Origin of the sequence: Pontibacter russatus, assembly GCF_009931655.1 — a bacterium.
GTDB classification, from domain to species: Bacteria; Bacteroidota; Bacteroidia; order Cytophagales; family Hymenobacteraceae; genus Pontibacter; species Pontibacter russatus.
Map to the genome: position 1 here is coordinate 1,715,789 of NZ_CP047984.1, position 19,209 is coordinate 1,734,997.

The following is a 19,209-nucleotide window of genomic DNA, read 5'->3' on the forward strand; positions in this document are numbered from 1 at the left end:
ACTAGTCGTTCAGTTGTCGGAATATTACAGAAGTATTGTGTCCACCAAATCCAAACGTGTTGCTCAGCGCAACTTTCACCTCCCGCTCCTGCGCCTTGTTAAAGGTCAGGTTCAGGCGGCTGTCGAGGTTCTCGTCGTCCGTGAAATGGTTGATGGTAGGCGGCACGATGTTGTTCCGGATGGCCAGGATAGAGGCAATGGCCTCTATGGCACCGGCGGCACCCAACAGGTGGCCCGTCATGGATTTGGTTGAGCTGATGTTCAGGTTGTAGGCGTGGTCGCCGAACACCTGCTTGATGGCTTTTACCTCGCTCAGGTCGCCGAGCGGCGTGGAGGTGCCGTGTACGTTAATATAATCTACCTCTTCAGGTTTAATGCCGGACTGCTGCAGCACGTTTTTCATCACAGTCAGTGCGCCGCGGCCTTCCGGGTGCGGCGCAGTGATGTGGTACGCGTCGGCAGACATGCCGCCGCCAATGATTTCGGCGTAAATTTTAGCGCCGCGCGCCTTGGCATGCTCATACTCCTCCAGAATCAGGGCTCCTGCCCCTTCTCCCAACACAAACCCGTCGCGGTCTGCGTCGAAAGGGCGGGAAGCCGTCTCCGGGGAATCGTTGCGCTCCGATAGGGCTTTCAAAGCATTGAAGCCCCCTACGCCTGCCTCCGTGACAGCAGCCTCAGAGCCACCCGACACAATCACATCTGCCATACCCAGCCGGATATAGTTGTAAGAATCGATCAGGGCGTTGGTGGCGGAGGCGCACGCAGAAACGGTCACGAAGTTGGGGCCGCGGAAGCCGTGCTTGATGGAGATGAGGCCGGCGCTGATGTCGGCGATCATCTTCGGGATGAAGAAAGGGTTGAAGCGCGGGGTACCGTCGCCGTTGGCGAAGTTCACGCATTCTTCCTGAAAGGTGCGCAACCCCCCGATGCCGGAGCCCCAGATCACGCCTATGCGGTCAAGGTCGATGTTGTCCTCTATCAGCCGGGCATCTTTCACGGCCTCATCGGCCACTATCATGGCAAATTGCGCAAAGTAGTCCATTTTTCGGGCTTCCTTGCGGTCAAAGTAATTCTCCGGATCGTACCCCTTCACCTCACAGGCAAACTGTGTCTTGAACTTACTCGCATCAAAGCGCGTGATAGGGGCAGCCCCACTCACGCCGTTGACCAGGCCGTCCCAGTATTCTGAAACGGACTTTCCAAGTGGCGTGAGTGCGCCTAACCCTGTAACTACAACTCTCTTAAGCTCCATAAGCCACTAGTCGAGGACAGATAGTAGAAAATTTGTTCTGATAGTAAATAGATGGTGTTACTTTGCGTGCTCCTCGAGGTAGCTGACAGCCTGGCCCACGGTGGCGATGTTCTCTGCCTGGTCATCCGGGATAGACACGTTGAACTCCTTCTCAAATTCCATGATAAGCTCAACCGTATCTAATGAATCAGCGCCAAGGTCGTTTGTGAAGCTAGCCTCCGGTGTAACCTCTGACTCTTCAACACCAAGCTTATCAATAATGATAGCTTTTACTTTTTCTGCGATTTCTGACATTTTTCTTATAGTTAATTAAAACACTGTGCAAAGAAATATATTTCGGCAGACAATGTCAAAATAAAATCTCTCTATTCGGTGTTTCACAAAAGTTTTAGCGTGTATATGTCGTTTTACAAACTTCAGGTGTTACTTTTGGGGCCGGGAAAAATTATGCAGGCGCTCCAGCTATATATAGAGTACGACTACGACTTTGACTTGTACGGGGTGGTGGCGGCGGCAAAAGAGTACAAATTAGCGTGGGCTCTGAACAGGCTGCTGGGCTTTCGCCTCAAGAAGCAGCAGGACCTGTGTTACGGGTTATCGGGGCCGGAGGGCATAATGATATCGAATTTTGAGTATATTACCGACCATTACGTGGTGCGCCTCCTCCAAAACAGGGCGCTGGGGCCAGAGGCTTTCCTGCTGCCCGAACTGAAGCGGTACGATTATGTGCTGCAGCTGACCGGGACCATGCGGCAGTCGTACCCGCAGGAGTTTGCAGACAGGCTGCGCAGCCTGCCGCTGGTGCAGGGCGTGAAACAAATTGACCCACTTACACTTAAACTAAAGGAACACCTGATATTCTAAGTATGGACATATCCTTCAATAAAACTAAGATTCTGGCCACCGTCGGCCCCGCAAGCGATACGCCTGACCGCCTTCTGGCGCTGATAAGGGAAGGCGTAAACGCCTTCCGCCTCAACTTTTCGCACGGCGCTTACTCCGAGCACCAGAAAGTGATTAACCATGTGCGCAACCTGAACAAAGAGCACGGCCTGAACACCTGCCTGGTGCAGGACTTACAGGGCCCGAAAATACGTTTGGGCGACGTGAAAAACGGCGCCATCGAAATTAAGGAGGGGCAGCGCATCAAACTGGTGTGCGACGGCTCGCTCACGGTGGAAGGCAGGCTCTCCACTATCTACGAGAACCTGGCAAGAGACGTGAAGCCCGGAGACGCCATTCTGCTCGACGACGGCAAACTGGAGATCAGGGTCATCAGCACCGACCACGACATGGAGGTGGAGGCAGAGGTGATATATGGCGGCACCGTAAAGCCCCGCAAGGGCATCAACCTGCCCGACTCCAAGGTGTCGGCCCCGTCTATGACGAAGAAAGACATAGAGGACCTGCACTTCGGCCTGGATAACGATGTGGAGTGGGTAGCGCTGTCGTTTGTGCGCAGAGCGGACGATATCCACGAAATAAAGCGGATTATAGCGGAACGCGGCAAAGGAACACGCGTCATCGCCAAAATCGAGAAGCCGGAGGCGATCGAGAACATCGATGAGATTATTGAAGTAACGGACGCTATCATGGTGGCGCGCGGCGACCTGGGTGTTGAGGTTGGCATGGAGAAAGTGCCGATGATCCAGAAAATGCTGGTGGAGAAGTGCAACAGGGCCGGTAAGCCGGTGATTGTGGCCACCCAGATGATGGAGAGCATGATCACAAACCCGCGCCCTACCCGCGCCGAGACAAACGACGTGGCCAACGCCGTGATTGATGGTGCCGACACCGTGATGCTGAGCGCCGAGACGGCGGTGGGCGCCTACCCTATCGAGACCATCCGCAGCATGAGCCTGACCATCCGCACGGTGGAGGCTAACGCCAATAATATCTTTAACAAGAGCTACCCGCAGAACCCGCATGCACGCACTTTCTACAGCGACAGTTTGGTAGCGAACGCCTGCAGCCTGGCCCGCGACACGCACGCCCGCGCCGTGATAGGCATGACCAAGTCCGGTTACACCGCGTTTCAACTGGCCAAGTACCGCCCGAAGGCTGATATCTTTATCTTCACGGAGAACCACACGCTGCTGAACACGCTGAACCTGGTGTGGGGCGTGCGCGGCTTCTACTACGATAAGTTTGAGTCTACTGATGCCACCATCAACGACATCAAGCAGACCCTGCTGGACGAGGGGTATCTCCGGAAGGGCGATGTGTTCATCAACACGGCCAGCATGCCGATAAATGAGCAGAAGCGCACGAACATGATCAAACTGAGCATCGCTTAAAGGCAGAACAGCATCAGTTATATATAAAAAGAGCGCCTGCAATTGCTGCAGGCGCTCTTTTTATATATAATCCTAATTAACTTAACTCAAGTTGCGCTATATAAAATGACTGGTTTCTTATGGCTGTAAACCCACCCCCTCCTGGGAGGAGGATTCTTCTCCTAGTAAGTGAGATTCCCCTCCTCGGAAGGGTTAGGTGGATCATGTTTTAACAGCGAAGGTAAATCGCAACTTAGGTTAACTCAACTATGGCACGCTCTTTCGCCACATGTCTCGTAATATAAAGTTTTTCTCAATTCTTCTTCAACCTTTTCCTAAACAGAAGCAGTATTCCAACATATATAAATATAATCATTGCCCCCCATACCAGCCAATCTTCCGCCATATATGGTCTGAATTGAATCCTTCCGTGAGAACCAACCCAGATGGCAACGAAGAAATAGGCAGCTATCACAATGCATAACACTCCAGAGAAATTTCTACCCATATAGTGATGCCATTTCGAATACCTTTACAAAACACAAAAAGCCTTACACGGCATGTGCAAGGCTCCTGAGAAGCTTTTCCGGTAAAAACCTTACGCTGCGGCCAGGCCGTTCACCAACTTAGCCAGACGCGACTTGTTGTTGGCAGCTTTGTTTTTGTGGATGATGTTTTTCTTGGCCAGACGGTCAAGCATAGAAGAAACTGTCTTGTAAAGTTCCTGCGCCTCTGCCTGATCAGTTGTTTTCTCAAGTTTCTTGATAAAGGTACGGGTGGTTTTCGCCTGGTATCTGTTACGAAGACGCTTGGCGTTGTTCGCCCTGATTCTTTTTAATGCCGACTTATGGTTAGCCATATGAGTTGTATGTAATTAAAGCTTTGTTCCGATCTGAATGAGTTTGCAAAGGTAAACCCTCCGGCTCTAATTTCCAAAACCTCCCCCGAAAATATTCCCTTGTGCAGCCCTTGCGCCATATATAAGCCTGTACAAAAAGAGCGGGCCGCTGCATACACACCGCGGCCCGCTCTTACCCGATACTACCTGGATATTACTGGTTATTCTCTCTTTCAACGTCTACATCCACATCCACGTCTTCAATGTTGCCGAGCCGTGTCTGCACTTTGTTCTCCATCTCGTTCCAGTTGGCTTTCAGTTCCTCCCACTCCTGTCGGGTGTTATCGTCCCAGTCGGCGCTTTTAGCCTCCAGTTCAGCTTCGCGGCGATCGTACTCCGTACTGAGCTCGGCCCACTCTTCCTCGGTGGCAGTCTCCGCACGCTCCGCGTTGGAGTCCACCCAGGCCTCAAACTCATCCAGGTCGTTGTTTGCGTCTACGGCTTCGCTGCCAAGCTCTGTCTGGGCTTCGTCTATCTCCGCGTTTGTCTCGTTCACGCTCTCCTGGCTGCAGGCAGCCGTTAAAGCACCTATGGCAAAGGCAAGCCCTATCGTTCTGAATTTTGATGTAACTTTCATAGTCGTTTATTTGTTGTTTAGTAGCGGTATACGCTATGGAAGCTATATTGATATATATACCCTTGATTGGTGGCTAAAAAGCTGCGCTGCTGCCCTTAAACCCACATCTGCACCTCCCACATCTGCACCTTATGCCCCTTCTTCCGTCCAGCCATAAAGCGCCCTTTTACCTGTTCAACGGCCACCTGCAGACCATCGTGCCCAGCCTGTTCAGGCAGGTGGCGGGTGTGCAGTACCAGCGGGAGCGCGTGGTGACGCCCGACGAGGACTTCATTGACATAGACTGGTCGGCGGTGGGGTCTGATGCGCTCCTCATCCTGTCGCACGGGCTGGAGGGCGACACGGCCAGGCCATACATCATGGGCATGGTAAAAGCCTTCAACGGGCAGGGGGTGGATGCGCTGGCCTGGAACTACCGCAGCTGCAGTGGCGAGCCCAACAAACTGCTCCGCTCATACCACCTCGGCGCCTCCGACGACCTTGACTTTGTGGTGCACCACGCGCTGCGGCAAAACAGGTATAGCCATATATACCTGACCGGCTTCAGTGCGGGCGGCAACATCACGCTTAAATACCTGGGCGAAAATCCGGAGCAGGTGCCGCCGCAGGTAAGGCGCGCCGCCGTGTTCTCCACCCCCGTGGACCTGAAAGGCTCGGCGCAGAAAATCTCAAAGGTCTATACCCGGCGTTTTATGAAATCGCTGAAGCTGAAGCTGGAGCAGAAGAAGAAACTATATGCCGACGAGGTGAACCTGAGCGATTATAACGTGCTGTGGTCGTTTCCTGAGTTTGACAACCGGTATACGGCACCGCTTCATAGTTTCAGAGACGCCGAGGATTACTACGCCCGCGTCAGCTCCAGGCAATTTATCCGGAACATTAAAATTCCGACGCTGCTCGTGAACGCAAAGAACGATCCCTTTCTGTCGGCGGGGTGCTACCCGGTGCAGGAAGCGAACGACAACCCCAAATTTTATCTGGAGATGCCCGAACAGGGCGGCCACGTCGGTTTTGCCGAAGACTTCAGGGGAGACAGCTATTACTCCGAGAAGCGGGCTGTGATGTTTTTACTGGAGGGAAAGTAGGCGTTTATAAAATGCGCCCGTCCTCTGCTATATATAAATCTTACTTCATCGGCACGTATACCACCTTTTTTGTCTCGAAAAACTCTTCGCTGAAATAATCCTTCAGTTCATATACCTGGGCAATAAGGCCCGACTCTGCTATCTCCTCCGCTAATTCGCCGCCTTTGAGGTAGTAGATGCCTTTGGTGGGCAGGTTTGATTTCTTGAAGCTGTTCATGACCCAGGGGTAGAAGTTGGCGAGGCGGGTGACGGCGCGGCTCACTACAAAGTCGAACTTCTCGCGCACCTGCTCGGCCCGCACCTGCGCGGCTGTCACGTTCTGCAGGTGCAGCTCGCGGGCTATCTCCTCCACCACGTGTATCTTTTTGCCGATGGAGTCCACGAGGTGGAACTTCACCTCCGGGAACATGACCGCCAGCGGCAGGCCCGGCAAACCGCCGCCTGTGCCTACGTCCAGCACCGCAGTGTGCGCCGGAAACTGAACAACTTTGGCGAGGCCCAGCGAGTGCAGGATGTGGTGCAGGCCCAGTTCGTCCATGTCCTTTCGCGAAATCACGTTTATCTTCTGGTTCCACTCCCCGTACAGCTCGCGCATGTGTTCATACTTCTGCAGTTGGTCTTCTGTCAGCTCCGGGAAATATCCCGACAACAAGGTGCGGATGGCGGTCATTTTAATTACGAATTTATAATTACGAATTACGAATGAGATTTAAGCAATTATGCCATATATAACTGCGGCTAACAAGCTTACGACAGCTACCACGGCCAGGGCCATCAGCAGGTCGAGAAGCAGCACGAGCCCTGCGTTGCGGTACTGGCCCCCGTACTTCAGGTTCAGCTCCCGCTCCACTTTCTCCCTTTTCCGAAGCCGCAGGTGTAAGTAAAGCTTTCCGGCACGCGCGAGCACAGCATCGGTAAAATGGAAGTTCATACAGACTTTATATGCTATATATAACTGGTGGGCACAACAGATCATATGGCGTAGCCGAAGCTGTAATGCTATATCTTGTTGGGTGCTGATCATTCTATCTTCTTTATCGTCCAATCGTTATTCTCTCTGGCGATATAAGCGTATCGTGCTACTCCATTTTTGTTTCCATCTGAGGCAACCGCATAGTAGAAGACTCCTTTATTCTTAGAGTCATTGAAGACTATGTCAGAGAGCTGTAAATAGTAGGCCCTTACTTGTTCCTTCTCTTTTGTGGTATATGGCTCAGGTACCTTCTCGATTAACTTTATATCATATAAGCCCGCTTCCAAGTCCGCACTTCTATCAAAGCTGAGGGGCCTTTGGTCTTTATGTTCAGAAGGCAAGGATTTTCCCAGCCATGTCGAGTCATAGTAATCATAGCTTTCTGTTATTCCTGCTGGCCTGAAGCTATCAGGCTCTATCGGAAGAAGCTTGTTAAGCAAGTAAATCTCTTTTCCTTTACTGGCTTCCTCCTTCAACAATTGAACCTCTTCTTCTAACTTGCTCATTTTCACCCTCAGCGCATATACTTCATCCGCTTCGTTCTTCTTTTGAAAAGGAGGAGGTGGTGGAGGTTCATCAATGGAATTGAAAAAAGACTCTTTGTATACCAGTTCAGGTAGAACGTCTTTGTATACATATTTTACGCCTTCTTCCTCGACAGAAGAGCAAGAAGTGAGAAAAGCAAAGCATATCATCCAAATTAACTTCTTCATTTCTCATAATTGTAATCAGACCCAACTGGTAGTCATAAGGGCATATATAACATCTTACGCCATCGCAGCAAAAATATGAAATAAGAACCGGAATAGCTTGCATGCAAAAAGCCCCTGCTACACAGGGCAGCAGGGGCTTCAAACGTAATCAATCAACCTTAATCTAATAATTGTTTATTGTTAGTTGCTGATTGTTGGGTTGCAAGCTTGTGAATGGATTATTCTCCACAACACTAATTTAACAATTAGCAACCAACAATCATATCAGGTGCTTTTTGTTTTTCACCATGTCGAAGAGCAGTTCGCGGGCGCGGTGCAGTTGTGCTTTCACGGTGCCAAGCGGCGCGTTCAGTTCTGTCGCAATCTCCTCGTAGCTCAGCTCGTTGAAGTAGCGCAGCGTCACGAGGCGTTGGTATTTGTCGGGCAGCTTGGCCACCACGTACTGCATAATCTCTATTTTCTGGTTCTTGATCGCCTCTTCCTGCGGGTTCAGGTTCTTGTCTTTGAAGTCGATCGTGATCTCGTCGCCATTGTCAATCTTGATGGCAGAGTCGATCGACATGGTTTTGATCCTGTTCTTGCGGATGAAGTCGATGCAGTTGTTGGTGGCAATGCGGAACAGCCAGGTACTGAAGGCGTACTCCGGGTTAAACTTGTGCAGGTTGCGGAAAGCCTTCGCGAAGGCCTCTATCGTCAGGTCCTCTGCGTCGTCGGCGTTGCGCACCATCTTCAGCACCACGTGGTACACGGGCTTCTTATAAATGCTCATCAGCTCGGCATACGCTTTCTCGTCGTTGTCCTCTACTGCGGCCTGAATAAGTTTGAAGTCGTGCTTTGCTTTCGCAGAGAATTGTTTGTTTACTTCCATCTGATTTTTTTATACAGTAGTACAGATATCCCAAGAAACATGTAGTTTAAAAAGTAAACCACATCAAGCAGCGGTAACATCAACAAGGATATCGTGTCTCCGAGTCTGCGGGCGGCCAGCACATATACCGGGAAAACCGACAGGTACCGAACGGCGACAAGCGCACCCAAGATAGCCAAATGGCTACTAAGGACAAGAACAACAATGGAAATGATGTAAAAGAGTATATTGGATACTACAAAAATTCCGATTCTTCTTCTATCTGACGCGCTGTACTGGCCTCCGACGGACATATGCCTGCGTTTCTGCACCATCCACTCCCGGAACGTCTTCTTAGGAACGCTGACCGTCTGCCCTTCCTTGTCGATAACAATGCTTATGTCACTATTGTTTGCGGCGTCCCGAACAAAGAGATCATCGTCGCCGCCTGTTGTTTTGATATGAGATGCAAACCCTTTGTTTTTAAAGAAACACGCTTTGGTATAAGATAAGTTTCGGCCAACGCCCATATAGGCTTTACCCCTGTTTGCATGAGACAGATACTGAATTCCGGTAAGCAAGGTTTCATATCGCACCAGGTGATTTAGAAAACCTTCTGATTGTGCATATGGCGAGTAGCCCAGTACCACGTCTGCGCCTTTTTTATAGCCGCTCTGCATTTTCTTTATCCAGTTCAGGCTGCACGGCCGGCAGTCGGCGTCGGTCAGCAGCACGTGCTCATAGTTAGCCGCCCGGATACCGAGTGCCAGCGCATATTTTTTCGGGTTGAGGTAATCCGGCGTCTTCTTCACCGTCACCACCCGGAAGTTCCGGAACTGCCGCTCTAACTCATAGGTATAAAACTCGGTGTCGTCTTCAGAACGGTCGTTCACCAGAATTATTTCAAACTCCGGGTATTCCTGGTCCAGCAGCAGGGGCAGCAGCGCCATCAGGTTCTCCTGCTCGTTGTGCGCCGCCACCACCACCGACACCGGCCACACCGCCTCGGCCACAGGGTCTTTGTACCGGGCGAGGGGCAGGAAATAGTAGAGGCTGTAGTAAAGTTGCACCAGCACACACAACGCCAGCAGCGCCAGCAGGATCGTTGAAATCAAGGTGATTGTTGATTGTTAGTTGATGATTGTTATATCGTTTCCTGTTGTTTGTATCAAAGAGGAAAGCTGCTCTTGCAGCTGCCAGGTAGTTTTAAGTACAGGTTAGGGTTTATATGGCGCAAGCGTCTTCGCTTATATCTGCATGCGAGTTATAAAGACATCGCCCTATATAAGGTTACGCTCAAAAACCTGCACTGCCACCTACATTCAAAATTAGCTATTCTCACACCATTTCCGAAGCGCCGCACGATTTATTAGATGTTTATGGTTTGCACCACGGCTGTTCGTATCTTTGCGGGTTGATTTTTAAAAGAACCTGAAGCTTTTGCGGCAACGCCGACACCCGCTGCCTGTTTTTACAGGAGGGCGATCCGGCAAGCCTGATGACCATGCAGTTTAACCTCCTAGCAACAGACGCCCAATCTAAAGCCCGCGCCGGTGTGGTCCAAACCGACCACGGCCCCATCGAAACGCCCATTTTCATGCCGGTGGGCACGGCCGGAACGGTGAAAGCAGTACACCAGCGCGAGCTGAAGGAAGACGTGAAGGCGGAGATCATCCTGGGCAACACCTACCACCTGTACCTGCGCCCTGGCCTGGAGGTGCTGGAAAATGCCGGAGGGCTGCACAAGTTCAACGGCTGGGAGCGGCCTATCCTCACCGACAGCGGCGGCTATCAGGTTTTCTCATTGGCGGGCACCCGCAAAATAAAGGAGGAGGGCGTGAAGTTCCGTTCGCATATAGACGGCTCTGCGCTTGATTTCACCCCGGAGAATGTGATGGACACGCAGCGCACCATCGGGGCCGACATCGTGATGGCCTTCGACGAGTGCACTCCCTATCCCTGCGATTATATATACGCCAAAAACTCAATGGAGCGCACGCACCGCTGGCTGCAGCGCTGCGTGGACCGCTTCGACAGCACCGAGCCGAAGTACGGCCACAGCCAGACGCTCTTCCCGATTGTGCAGGGCAGCACCTATAAAGACCTGCGGGTACAGTCGGCGGAGACAATTGCCAGCTTCGGGCGCGAGGGCAACGCCATCGGGGGCTTGTCGGTGGGCGAGCCGGCCGAGATGATGTACGAAATGACAGCGCTGGTGTGCGACATACTGCCGCAGGACAAGCCGCGTTACCTGATGGGTGTGGGCACGCCTGCCAACATACTGGAGAACATTGCGCTGGGCGTAGACATGTTCGACTGCGTGCTGCCAACGCGCAATGCCCGCAACGGCATGCTGTTTACCACGCAGGGCATCGTGAACATCCGCAACGTGCGCTGGGCCAACGACCACAGCCCGATAGATGCGGAACTGGGCGGCTACGCCAGCACGTTTTACAGCAAAGCGTACCTGCGCCACCTCGTACACGCCGGTGAGATGCTGGGCGCCCAGATAGCAAGCGTACACAACCTCACGTTCTACCTGTGGCTGGTGAAGCAAGCGCGCCAGCAAATACTGAATGGAACTTTCCGTGCCTGGAAAGACCTCATGGTGAAGAAACTAATGACTAGGCTCTAAAGAGCCAGTTACAAGTTAAGAGTTGAAAGTTAAAACGAACGCACAAAAACGCTGGCGGGGCGCTGCATATCTCTCACTCTTAACTCATACCTTTTAACTCATAACTGAATAAGGTTGAAGCTCCTCGATAAATACATCTTAAAGAAGTTCCTGACCACCTACGTCTTCGCGGTGCTGATACTGGTGGCCGTTATCCTGGTGATTGATTTCACGGAGAAGAACGACGACTTCATCAAGACCAACCCCAGCGTAGGCGAGATTATCTTCGACTACTACTTCAACCTCATCCCGTTCTACGCCAACATGCTGAGCCCGATCACGGTGTTCATCGCCACGGTGTTCGTGACGGCCAAGCTGGCCTCGCACACCGAGATTGTGGCGATCCTGAGCAGCGGCGTGAGCTTCAGGAGGCTGCTGGTGCCCTACCTGATGGGTTCTGCGCTGATAGCGGGCATTATCTTTGTGCTGATCGGCTGGGTGATCCCGAACGCCAACAAAGAGAGTGTGGCCTTTCAGATCAAGTACATCAAAAGCCCCTTTACCTACGACAGCCGCAACATCCATATAAAAATTGCGCCGGAGACGTACGTGTACATGGAGAGCTACAACAACACGGCAAACATTGGCTACAATTTCGCGATAGAGAACATCGAGGGCACCAGGCTGAAGCAGAAACTCACCTCCAACAGCATCAGCTGGAATGCCGAGGCAGAAAAGTGGCGCATCGACAACTACACCATCCGCACCTTCGACGGCGAGGAGGAAACTATCTTCAAAGGCACCTCGCTCGACACTACCCTAAACATGTGGCCAAAGGACTTCGAAAGCACCTATAAACTGGAGCAGACGATGACCCTGCCACAGCTGAGCAACTATATAAACGAGAAGCGGGCCCGCGGGGCGGATGACATCGAAGTGTACCTCATCGAGAAGTACGAGCGCTTCAGCTATCCGTTCGCCATCATTATCCTGACGGTGATCGGCGTGATCATGAGCGCGCGCAAGGCGCGCGGCGGCGTGGGCTTCCAGATAGCGCTGGGCTTCTTCCTGGCCTTCGTTTTCATTATTTTCGTGATCACAAGCCGAAGCCTAGCACAGGTGGGCGATATTGCGCCGCAGATTGCCGCCTGGATCCCAACCGTTATATTTTCGGGGATCGGCCTGTTGTTATACCGTTACGTGCCGCGTTAACATGCCTCGTTTCAAAGATTTCCTGGAGCTCCATTTCGTTATTTTCCTGTGGGGCTTCACCGCCATCCTGGGCAAGCTCATCAGCATCCCGGCCGTGGAACTGGTGGCGTTGCGCACCCTGATCACTGCACTGGCCCTGGGGCTGCTCATATATAGGCGCGGCACCCCGTTCCGTCTCGGCCGAGGCACCGTGCTCCGGATTTTCAGCGTGGGCTTCCTGATTGCGGCGCACTGGATTCTGTTCTTCGCGGCGGCGCGGGTGTCGTCGGTGTCGATATGCCTCGTGGGCATGGCCACCTGCAGCCTCTGGACGGCGCTCCTGGAGCCGCTTTTCTCTAAAAGCAAAGTGAAGCCCCACGAGATTCTGCTGGCCCTGCTCATCATCCTGGGTTTATATATCATCTTCCAGCACGAGACGGAGTTCAACAGCATGGTGGGCATCGGGATGGCGGTGACTTCCGCCCTGCTCGCCTCCATTTTCACCATCATCAACTCCAGGCTGGCAAAGAGGTTTCCCTCCACCACCATCACCTGCTACGAAATGGCGGGCGCCTGCTTGGGCACGGTACTGTTCTTCCCGATATACACGGCGTATTTTGTGGAGAGCGGCACGCTGAACTTCTCGCTGACGGCCATGGACTGGGTGTACCTGCTGGTGCTGACGCTGGCCTGCACGGTGTATGCCTACACGGCGGGCGTGCGCCTGATGCAGCGCATCTCGGCCTACTCCATGAACCTGACCGTGAACCTGGAACCGGTATATGGCATTGTGCTGGCCTGGTTCATCTTCGACGAGGGCGACAAGCTGTCGGCTGGCTTTTACTACGGGGCTGGCGTCATTCTGCTCAGCGTGTTCATATATCCCGTGCTGGACGCGTACACCGAGCGCCGCAACAAGCTAAAGCAGGCCCTTCCAGACAAGGTAGTGCTTGGGGAAGACTAAGTCGGCGGGCGCCTCTCCCGCAAACAGGCCATACAGGGCCGAGCCTGAGCCCGTCATGGAGGCGTAGGCCGCACCGGCGGCATACAGCTTGGCTTTCACCTGGGGCAGTTCCGGGTACTTCGGGAAAAGCGAGTCCTCGAAGTCGTTGTGCAGCACCTCTTTCCACACCCGCACATCCTGCTTCAGCAGCAATTCCATGGTACAGCTGGGCTCTTTGGGTTTGATGCTGCCGTAGGCCTCCGCCGTCGTGATGTGGATGTTGGGATATACCACCACGCACGTGTAGCCGCTCAGGTCCAGCGAGGCAGGCTGGAACACATCGCCGCGCTCAGAGGCTACGACAGGCTTGTTCTGTATGAAAAAAGCGCAGTCGCTGCCCAGTTGGCGGGCGTAGTTCTCCAATGCCGGGGCCTTCAGGTTCAACCCGAACAGTTTGTTGAGGATGCGCAGCGTGAATGCGGCATCGGAGGAGCCGCCGCCGAGGCCAGCGCCCATCGGCAGCACCTTGTGCAGGTGCAGGTGTACGGGGGGCAGGTCATGGTCCTGCCGCAGCAGCCTGTAGGCCCTCAGGCACAGGTTGGCCGCCGGGTCGCCGGGCACGGGCAGCCCTGTCATGGAGAGTTTCTCTTCCGGGGCGGGCACTATCTCCAGCGCGTCGCACCACTGCACCGGGTAAAAGCACGACAGGAGGTTATGGAAACCATCGGGCCGCCTGGAGGTGACATATAAACCTAAGTTGATTTTTGCGTTGGGGAAATCGAGCATAAGCCGGGGTATGAGCTGTTTTGTATATGCAATTTATATATACGCGCGGATATGGCAGTGGCCGCCGCACGCATCCCTGGATTTGTACGTGCGCCGGCCGCGGCAGTGAACGTGAACCCGCAATTTAACCCCTAAGCCCGCAAAAGCAGAAATTCAGGGCCCTTCCTGAAACTTAATTCCATTATCTGCCTATATATATTCTGATTATCCCTATATTCAGACTGTAATATGTAGCAGCCGTGCAGCTTCGGCTCCAGCCCCTGTGCCACACCCGCGCCGGGTTTCGCTTCCGGGGCGGCAGGGAAGATGCTTTTGCTGACGCGGGTTAGTTCACTTTGGCGGCAACACAACCATTGTGTGGCGCGTTTGTATTGGCATATATGACCGCCCTGCCAGCAAAATCCGCAGGCCCGAACGGCTGCTCTTACATCAAACAGTGACGGGGCCTCTGTGCCGCCGGAATGCCAGTTTATTTAATTAATATGGATTACAGGCCAGGACGCATTTTCCTTTCGGCGCCGCACATGGGCGGCCATGAGAAAAATTACGTGCAGAAAGCATTAGAAGACAACTGGGTGTCTACCGCAGGGCCCAACCTAACCGGCTTTGAGCATGACATCTGCCAGCACACCAATGCCCGCCATGCCGTGGCCGTTAACTCCGGCACGGCCGCCCTGCACCTGGCCCTGCGCCTGCTGGGCGTAAAGCCCGGCGACGAGGTGCTTTGCTCTACCTTCACGTTTGTGGGCTCCGCAAACCCTGTTCTATATATGGGGGCCACGCCTGTGTTTGTGGAGAGCGAAGTGGAAACCTGGAACATGTGCCCAACCTCCCTGCAGGAGGCCATTACAGCACGGCAGGCGGCAGGCAAACTCCCAGCAGCCATTATCCTGACGCACCTGTATGGCATGCCGGCCAAAGTGAAGGAGATTATAGCGGTGGCAGACGCGTTTGGCATCCCTGTGGTGGAGGACGCTGCCGAGGCCCTTGGCTCGCGCTACGGCGGCCACCAAGCGGGTACGCTGGGGCGCATGGGAGCCTTCTCTTTCAATGGCAACAAGATCATCACGACCTCCGGCGGCGGCGCCCTGGTCACCGAAGATGAGCGGCTGGCAGAGCAGGCGCTGTTCCTGGCCACGCAGGCCAAAGACCAGGCCCCGTTTTACCAGCACTCGCAGATGGGCTACAGTTACCGCCTCAGCAACGTGAGCGCGGGCATTGGCCGCGGCCAGATGGAGGTGCTGGAAAGGCGCGTGAAACAGCGCCGCGAAATTTTTTCTTTCTACAGAAGTCAGCTACAGCATATCGAGGAGCTGTTTTTTCTGCCGGAGCCCAAGGCCTGTTTCTCCAACCGCTGGCTCACCACCGTGCTGCTGCCCCCGGGCCACCGCCCCGAAGCCGTGCGGCTGGCGCTGGAAGGGGAAAACATCGAGACGCGCCCTCTCTGTAAGCCCATGCACCTGCAGCCGCTGTTCGCATCTTACCCCTATTATGGCAATAACCTGAGCGCCCGCCTTTTTGAGCGGGGCCTCTGCCTGCCCAGCAGCAGCAGCCTGACAGAGGAAGACCTAGAGAAAGTAGTGAAGCACCTGAGGAGAATTCTGGAGGTGATGTAATTCTAAACCTGCCTCCACGGCTCGTCCAGCCGTCTCTCATCCCCTGCCCTTCAATTCTCAACCTGCAGGGAAGATATTTAGCTCATGCCGCAAGTTTAGCGACAGCGCAATTGTGGCTATATATGAGGCCAGTTTGTCAAGAGGTTATCAAAGCATACTTTCGCATTTATAAACTTGCGGCCATATTCAACCGCCAGTCATGCTTCGCTGCAACTGGCGGTATACAAGCTTCATATATAGCCGCCGCTTCGATTTGAATGGCTACTTCCTTCCTTACAAAATAGGCCTTTCTCACTGTTTATACTTCTTGCGGAAGTCCGAATATCTTCTACACCTGCTTTAGCGCCTGCTCCAAATCAGCAATCAGTTCTTCTGGCTCTTCAATGCCGACTGACAGGCGGATAACGCCTGCCGTGATGCCCATGGCCTGCTGTTGCTCCGGCTTCAGGGAGCGGTGCGAGGTGCCGAGCGGATGCGAGATGGAGGTGCTCACTCCAGCCAGTGAGGGCGCAAACGGGATGTGCCGCAGCGCCCGCATGAAACGGTTCACGGCCTCCCTGTCGTCTTTTATCCGGAAGCTCATCATTCCGCCGAACATCCCCTGCCCCTGCTCTTTCGCCAGCGCGTGGTGCGGATGCATCTCCAGGCCCGGATACCATACCTGCTCGACCTTCGGGTGCGCCTGCAGGAAATTGGCAAGGGCCAAGGCATTGCTGCTGTGCTGCCGCATGCGCAGGCGCAGCGTCTTGAGCCCACGGGCGGCCAGCCAGCCCTCAAACGGACTCAGATTCAGGCCATATACCTTCATGACCTGCTTCACGCGCTGCAGGTCGTCCGGGTGGCGACACACCACTACCCCCGCCGTCACGTCGCTGTGCCCGGAGAGGTACTTGGTCACGCTGTGTACCACCACATCCGCTCCCAGCGCCAAGGGCCTTGTGATGATGGGCGTGGCAAAGGTATTGTCCACCACTAGTTTTATGTCGTGCCGCTTCGTTTCCCGGGCCAGCCGCTTTATGTCCAGCACCTGCAGCAGCGGGTTGCTCATCGTCTCCGCCAGCAGCAGCCGCGTGTTGGGCTGCACAAAATCCTGCAGGTTGTAGATGGAGGCTGGGGGCACAAAGGCCACCTCCATACCGATGCGCGTCAGTTCCTGCGACAGCAGCGACGAAGACCCGCCATATATCTCCTCGGCGCACAATATATGGTCACCGGCCTTGCACAGCGTGAGCATGGCCGCCAGAATAGCCGACATGCCCGAGGAGGTGACCACCGCGCCGGCGCCTTCCTCCAAGGCGCTTACCTGCTCCGCCAGTTCATCGGAGTTGGGGTTGCTATAGCGCGTGTACATATAGCTTTGCCCCGGCTGCTCAAAATAATGCTCCAGCGCGTTCAGGTCCTCGAAGGTGAAAACGGAAGTCTGGTAGATGGGGGTCGTTTTAGGATGGATATGCGGCATGGCCAGATTCTGATTTTGGCTTTAAGTTAAGCACTATTTGCGGGATGTGGCAACTGCACGTTAATTTATCTCATCCTGATATTGTAGTCACAAGCAAGAACTAAGAAAGTAGCACAGGAACTGCCGATAGTCATGGCGGACCCGTTTTGTTTTGCATTTGACGGCATAGGTATGACGGCTGATAAGAATTAGGCTATTATGCTGCCGGAGAGAGCAAATGACTTGAGCAGGAATCGTTATAAAACGATCTTGAACAAGATCAGAGTTAAATTCCTGGCTTTATACTTGAAAGGTATGATTTAATTCGTCAACAGCGGTAGCGTCTATTTGCTCGGCTCGTAATTATTATATGAGGAAGGAGAAGGCAAAATGAAACAATCAGCAAAGACAATCATAGGCATGGCGGCGGCAGGCGCTGCAGCAGCTTACGTCGTGGCCCAGAAGAAGAGAAGAGATGCGCTGAGGGAAGTGCAAGAGCCAGCAGAAATTCATGGTTTTGTGAAGAGCGGCTATGAGGCGGTGCGCATGGCCTTCGCTGAGAATTTCTCCGAGAGGCGCGAGATCGGGGCAGCCTGCTGCGTGTATCACAAAGGCGAAAAGGTGGTGGACCTGTGGGGCGGCATCAGAAACATCAAGACAGACGAACCGTGGGAAGAGGACACCATGGCACTGGTCTATTCCGCAACCAAAGGCATGGCAGCGATGACGCTGGCTGTGGCGCACTCCCGCGGCTGGCTCGATTATGATGCGTTGGTGAGCACCTACTGGCCGGAATTTGGCCGGAACGGAAAAGGAAGAATTACTGTCCGGCAATTGCTGGCACACCAGGCCGGACTGTTTATGTTCCACGAACCCATCACTAAAAGTTTGATTGCCGACCCGGACCGACTGGCACAGGTTATGGCTCACCAGAAACCAGCCTGGGAACCAGGCACACACCAGGCTTACCATGCCATCACTATCGGCTTTTACGAGGGCGAGCTGTTGCGCCGGGTCGATCCGCAGCACCGCAGCCTGGGCCAGTTCTTTCAGGACGAAATCGCTGCCCCTTTAGGGCTTGATTTTTACATACGCCTGCCCGAATCCATTCCTGATTCTCGGCTCGCTCCACTCATAGATCCGAGTTATACTGAAAGGTTGCTGAGCTTCCCCTTTAATTTGACATTGGACGCGCTGAACCCTCACTCTAACATCCGCAGAGCACTGGACGGATCTATGCTGGCGCACGACGAGCAGCGCATCTATGCCCGTAACCTTGAAATACCGGCGGGAGGGGGCGTCGGTACGGCAAGGGCTATTGCCCAAGCCTATAGCGTTTTTGCTACCGGAGGCAAGGAGCTAAGATTGCGATCGGAAACTTTACATGAACTAATGGCACCGGCAACTCCCCCAACACATGGCTTCCATGACGAGGTGATAAAGGGCGAAGTGCAGTTCTCGCTTGGATTCATGAAGCCCAGTTCAAGCTTTCCATACGGTTCACCTGGCGCATTCGGCATGCCCGGAGCAGGCGGCTCCTTTGGCTTTGCCGACCCCGAACTTCAAGTCGGGTACGGCTACATCCCCAACCGGAAAGGTGTAACCATTACAGGCGATCCGCGAGACGTGGCGCTGAGAAGCGCCTTGTATTCGGCCACGCCAGTCGTGGTTTCGCAGCCAGTCGTTCCTACTCAAGTAATACCATCTGGTATTTAACCCAAGTTGCGAATTCATTCGCTGCTGATATATGCACCACCCCCACTTCTCCCAAAAGGGGAATCTCACCCACAAGAAGAGGGAATTCCCCACTTAGGAGGGATAGGGGTGAGTTAACAATCATCAAAAATTAATCAGGTTTTATATATCGTAACTTGAATTATTTAGTTGCTTCCATAGTAGGCCCACCTTTTTTGTCATCCCGCAGGTATCTTGTGGGCGAGCTGCAGGAACACTCGCTATGAAAAGTATTACAAGGGAAGACACTTTTACTATTGGGA

19 protein-coding genes are annotated in these 19,209 nt (G+C 53.6%); 8 read left to right on the top strand and 11 right to left on the bottom strand.

What is annotated here, in order from left to right:
* Position 1 precedes the first annotated feature (1 nt).
* Positions 2-1,255 carry a beta-ketoacyl-ACP synthase II gene (gene fabF, locus GSQ62_RS06875; protein WP_161888824.1) on the bottom strand — a complete coding sequence of 418 codons (1,254 nt, stop codon included), beginning with the start codon at positions 1,253-1,255 and terminating at the stop codon, positions 2-4.
* 57 nt (positions 1,256-1,312) lie between these two features.
* A complete protein-coding gene (locus GSQ62_RS06880) occupies positions 1,313-1,549 on the bottom strand; it encodes an acyl carrier protein (protein WP_018477241.1) in 237 nt (78 codons plus the stop codon).
* 105 nt (positions 1,550-1,654) lie between these two features.
* Here GSQ62_RS06880 and GSQ62_RS06885 point away from each other — a divergent pair, with 105 nt between their 5' ends.
* Together GSQ62_RS06885 and pyk are read left to right on the top strand one after the other, a co-directional pair.
* The gene (locus GSQ62_RS06885) at positions 1,655-2,119 is read left to right on the top strand and encodes an IPExxxVDY family protein (RefSeq protein WP_237587046.1); all 465 of its coding nucleotides are present in this window, start codon (positions 1,655-1,657) and stop codon (positions 2,117-2,119) included.
* Positions 2,120-2,121: 2 nt separating this feature from the next.
* Positions 2,122-3,552: a pyruvate kinase gene (gene pyk, locus GSQ62_RS06890; RefSeq protein WP_161888825.1), complete on the top strand. Its 1,431-nt coding sequence runs from the start codon at positions 2,122-2,124 to the stop codon at positions 3,550-3,552.
* A 577-nt stretch (positions 3,553-4,129) separates the two neighbouring features.
* On the opposite strand, the gene rpsT is transcribed toward pyk, so the two are convergent.
* The gene (gene rpsT / locus GSQ62_RS06895; protein ID WP_115567336.1) at positions 4,130-4,390 is read right to left on the bottom strand and encodes a 30S ribosomal protein S20; all 261 of its coding nucleotides are present in this window, start codon (positions 4,388-4,390) and stop codon (positions 4,130-4,132) included.
* Between the two features lie 193 nt (positions 4,391-4,583).
* Positions 4,584-5,006 (bottom strand): hypothetical protein, encoded by a 423-nt coding sequence (locus GSQ62_RS06900; RefSeq protein ID WP_161888826.1) that lies wholly within the window; start codon positions 5,004-5,006, stop codon positions 4,584-4,586.
* A 131-nt stretch (positions 5,007-5,137) separates the two neighbouring features.
* Here GSQ62_RS06900 and GSQ62_RS06905 point away from each other — a divergent pair, with 131 nt between their 5' ends.
* Complete coding sequence (locus GSQ62_RS06905; protein WP_161888827.1) at positions 5,138-6,091, top strand: YheT family hydrolase; 954 nt, start codon at positions 5,138-5,140, stop codon at positions 6,089-6,091.
* A gap of 40 nt (positions 6,092-6,131) precedes the next feature.
* Here GSQ62_RS06905 and rsmG read toward each other — a convergent pair whose 3' ends face one another.
* The 5 genes from rsmG to GSQ62_RS06930 all read right to left on the bottom strand — a co-directional run bounded on the left by rsmG (position 6,132) and on the right by GSQ62_RS06930 (position 9,739).
* A complete protein-coding gene (gene rsmG / locus GSQ62_RS06910) occupies positions 6,132-6,761 on the bottom strand; it encodes a 16S rRNA (guanine(527)-N(7))-methyltransferase RsmG (RefSeq protein ID WP_161888828.1) in 630 nt (209 codons plus the stop codon).
* A 39-nt stretch (positions 6,762-6,800) separates the two neighbouring features.
* A complete protein-coding gene (locus GSQ62_RS06915; RefSeq protein WP_161888829.1) occupies positions 6,801-7,022 on the bottom strand; it encodes a hypothetical protein in 222 nt (73 codons plus the stop codon).
* Between the two features lie 89 nt (positions 7,023-7,111).
* A complete protein-coding gene (locus GSQ62_RS06920) occupies positions 7,112-7,777 on the bottom strand; it encodes a hypothetical protein (RefSeq protein WP_161888830.1) in 666 nt (221 codons plus the stop codon).
* A 259-nt stretch (positions 7,778-8,036) separates the two neighbouring features.
* On the bottom strand, positions 8,037-8,645 hold the full coding sequence (locus GSQ62_RS06925; RefSeq protein WP_161888831.1) for an RNA polymerase sigma factor: 609 nt from the start codon (positions 8,643-8,645) through the stop codon (positions 8,037-8,039).
* The gene (locus tag GSQ62_RS06930; RefSeq protein WP_161888832.1) at positions 8,636-9,739 is read right to left on the bottom strand and encodes a glycosyltransferase; all 1,104 of its coding nucleotides are present in this window, start codon (positions 9,737-9,739) and stop codon (positions 8,636-8,638) included. Before GSQ62_RS06930 ends, GSQ62_RS06925 begins: the two co-directional genes overlap by 10 nt.
* 389 nt (positions 9,740-10,128) lie before the next feature.
* Here GSQ62_RS06930 and tgt point away from each other — a divergent pair, with 389 nt between their 5' ends.
* From tgt to GSQ62_RS06945, 3 genes are all read left to right on the top strand, one after another.
* Entirely contained in the window at positions 10,129-11,259 is a 1,131-nt protein-coding gene (gene tgt, locus GSQ62_RS06935) for a tRNA guanosine(34) transglycosylase Tgt (RefSeq protein ID WP_161888833.1), read from the top strand.
* Between the two features lie 114 nt (positions 11,260-11,373).
* A complete protein-coding gene (locus tag GSQ62_RS06940; protein WP_161888834.1) occupies positions 11,374-12,450 on the top strand; it encodes an LptF/LptG family permease in 1,077 nt (358 codons plus the stop codon).
* A 1-nt stretch (position 12,451) separates the two neighbouring features.
* Entirely contained in the window at positions 12,452-13,393 is a 942-nt protein-coding gene (locus GSQ62_RS06945) for a DMT family transporter (protein ID WP_161888835.1), read from the top strand.
* Here the strand turns inward: GSQ62_RS06945 and ispE are convergent.
* A complete protein-coding gene (gene ispE / locus GSQ62_RS06950; RefSeq protein WP_161888836.1) occupies positions 13,349-14,158 on the bottom strand; it encodes a 4-(cytidine 5'-diphospho)-2-C-methyl-D-erythritol kinase in 810 nt (269 codons plus the stop codon). The genes GSQ62_RS06945 and ispE overlap by 45 nt on opposite strands.
* Before the next feature lie 482 nt (positions 14,159-14,640).
* On the opposite strand from ispE, the gene GSQ62_RS06955 reads away from it, so the two are divergent.
* The gene (locus tag GSQ62_RS06955; RefSeq protein ID WP_161888837.1) at positions 14,641-15,774 is read left to right on the top strand and encodes an aminotransferase class I/II-fold pyridoxal phosphate-dependent enzyme; all 1,134 of its coding nucleotides are present in this window, start codon (positions 14,641-14,643) and stop codon (positions 15,772-15,774) included.
* 328 nt (positions 15,775-16,102) lie between these two features.
* On the opposite strand, the gene GSQ62_RS06960 is transcribed toward GSQ62_RS06955, so the two are convergent.
* Complete coding sequence (locus GSQ62_RS06960; protein ID WP_161888838.1) at positions 16,103-17,233, bottom strand: trans-sulfuration enzyme family protein; 1,131 nt, start codon at positions 17,231-17,233, stop codon at positions 16,103-16,105.
* 369 nt (positions 17,234-17,602) lie between these two features.
* Between GSQ62_RS06960 and GSQ62_RS06965 the strand changes: the two genes are divergently transcribed.
* Positions 17,603-18,928 carry a serine hydrolase domain-containing protein gene (locus GSQ62_RS06965; RefSeq protein ID WP_202621855.1) on the top strand — a complete coding sequence of 442 codons (1,326 nt, stop codon included), beginning with the start codon at positions 17,603-17,605 and terminating at the stop codon, positions 18,926-18,928.
* Positions 18,929-19,209: the final 281 nt, after the last annotated feature.

Excerpts from the sequence above, each read along its gene's own strand:
- fabF (WP_161888824.1), bottom strand. The coding sequence starts at position 1,255 with ATGGAGCTTAAGAGAGTTGTAGTTACAGGGTTAGGCGCACTCACGCCA.
- GSQ62_RS06880 (WP_018477241.1), bottom strand. The coding sequence starts at position 1,549 with ATGTCAGAAATCGCAGAAAAAGTAAAAGCTATCATTATTGATAAGCTT.
- GSQ62_RS06885 (WP_237587046.1), top strand. The coding sequence starts at position 1,655 with ATGTCGTTTTACAAACTTCAGGTGTTACTTTTGGGGCCGGGAAAAATT.
- pyk (WP_161888825.1), top strand. The coding sequence starts at position 2,122 with ATGGACATATCCTTCAATAAAACTAAGATTCTGGCCACCGTCGGCCCC.
- rpsT (WP_115567336.1), bottom strand. The coding sequence starts at position 4,390 with ATGGCTAACCATAAGTCGGCATTAAAAAGAATCAGGGCGAACAACGCC.
- GSQ62_RS06900 (WP_161888826.1), bottom strand. The coding sequence starts at position 5,006 with ATGAAAGTTACATCAAAATTCAGAACGATAGGGCTTGCCTTTGCCATA.
- GSQ62_RS06905 (WP_161888827.1), top strand. The coding sequence starts at position 5,138 with ATGCCCCTTCTTCCGTCCAGCCATAAAGCGCCCTTTTACCTGTTCAAC.
- rsmG (WP_161888828.1), bottom strand. The coding sequence starts at position 6,761 with ATGACCGCCATCCGCACCTTGTTGTCGGGATATTTCCCGGAGCTGACA.
- GSQ62_RS06915 (WP_161888829.1), bottom strand. The coding sequence starts at position 7,022 with ATGAACTTCCATTTTACCGATGCTGTGCTCGCGCGTGCCGGAAAGCTT.
- GSQ62_RS06920 (WP_161888830.1), bottom strand. The coding sequence starts at position 7,777 with ATGAAGAAGTTAATTTGGATGATATGCTTTGCTTTTCTCACTTCTTGC.
- GSQ62_RS06925 (WP_161888831.1), bottom strand. The coding sequence starts at position 8,645 with ATGGAAGTAAACAAACAATTCTCTGCGAAAGCAAAGCACGACTTCAAA.
- tgt (WP_161888833.1), top strand. The coding sequence starts at position 10,129 with ATGCAGTTTAACCTCCTAGCAACAGACGCCCAATCTAAAGCCCGCGCC.
- GSQ62_RS06945 (WP_161888835.1), top strand. The coding sequence starts at position 12,452 with ATGCCTCGTTTCAAAGATTTCCTGGAGCTCCATTTCGTTATTTTCCTG.
- ispE (WP_161888836.1), bottom strand. The coding sequence starts at position 14,158 with ATGCTCGATTTCCCCAACGCAAAAATCAACTTAGGTTTATATGTCACC.
- GSQ62_RS06955 (WP_161888837.1), top strand. The coding sequence starts at position 14,641 with ATGGATTACAGGCCAGGACGCATTTTCCTTTCGGCGCCGCACATGGGC.
- GSQ62_RS06960 (WP_161888838.1), bottom strand. The coding sequence starts at position 17,233 with ATGCCGCATATCCATCCTAAAACGACCCCCATCTACCAGACTTCCGTT.
- GSQ62_RS06965 (WP_202621855.1), top strand. The coding sequence starts at position 17,603 with ATGAAACAATCAGCAAAGACAATCATAGGCATGGCGGCGGCAGGCGCT.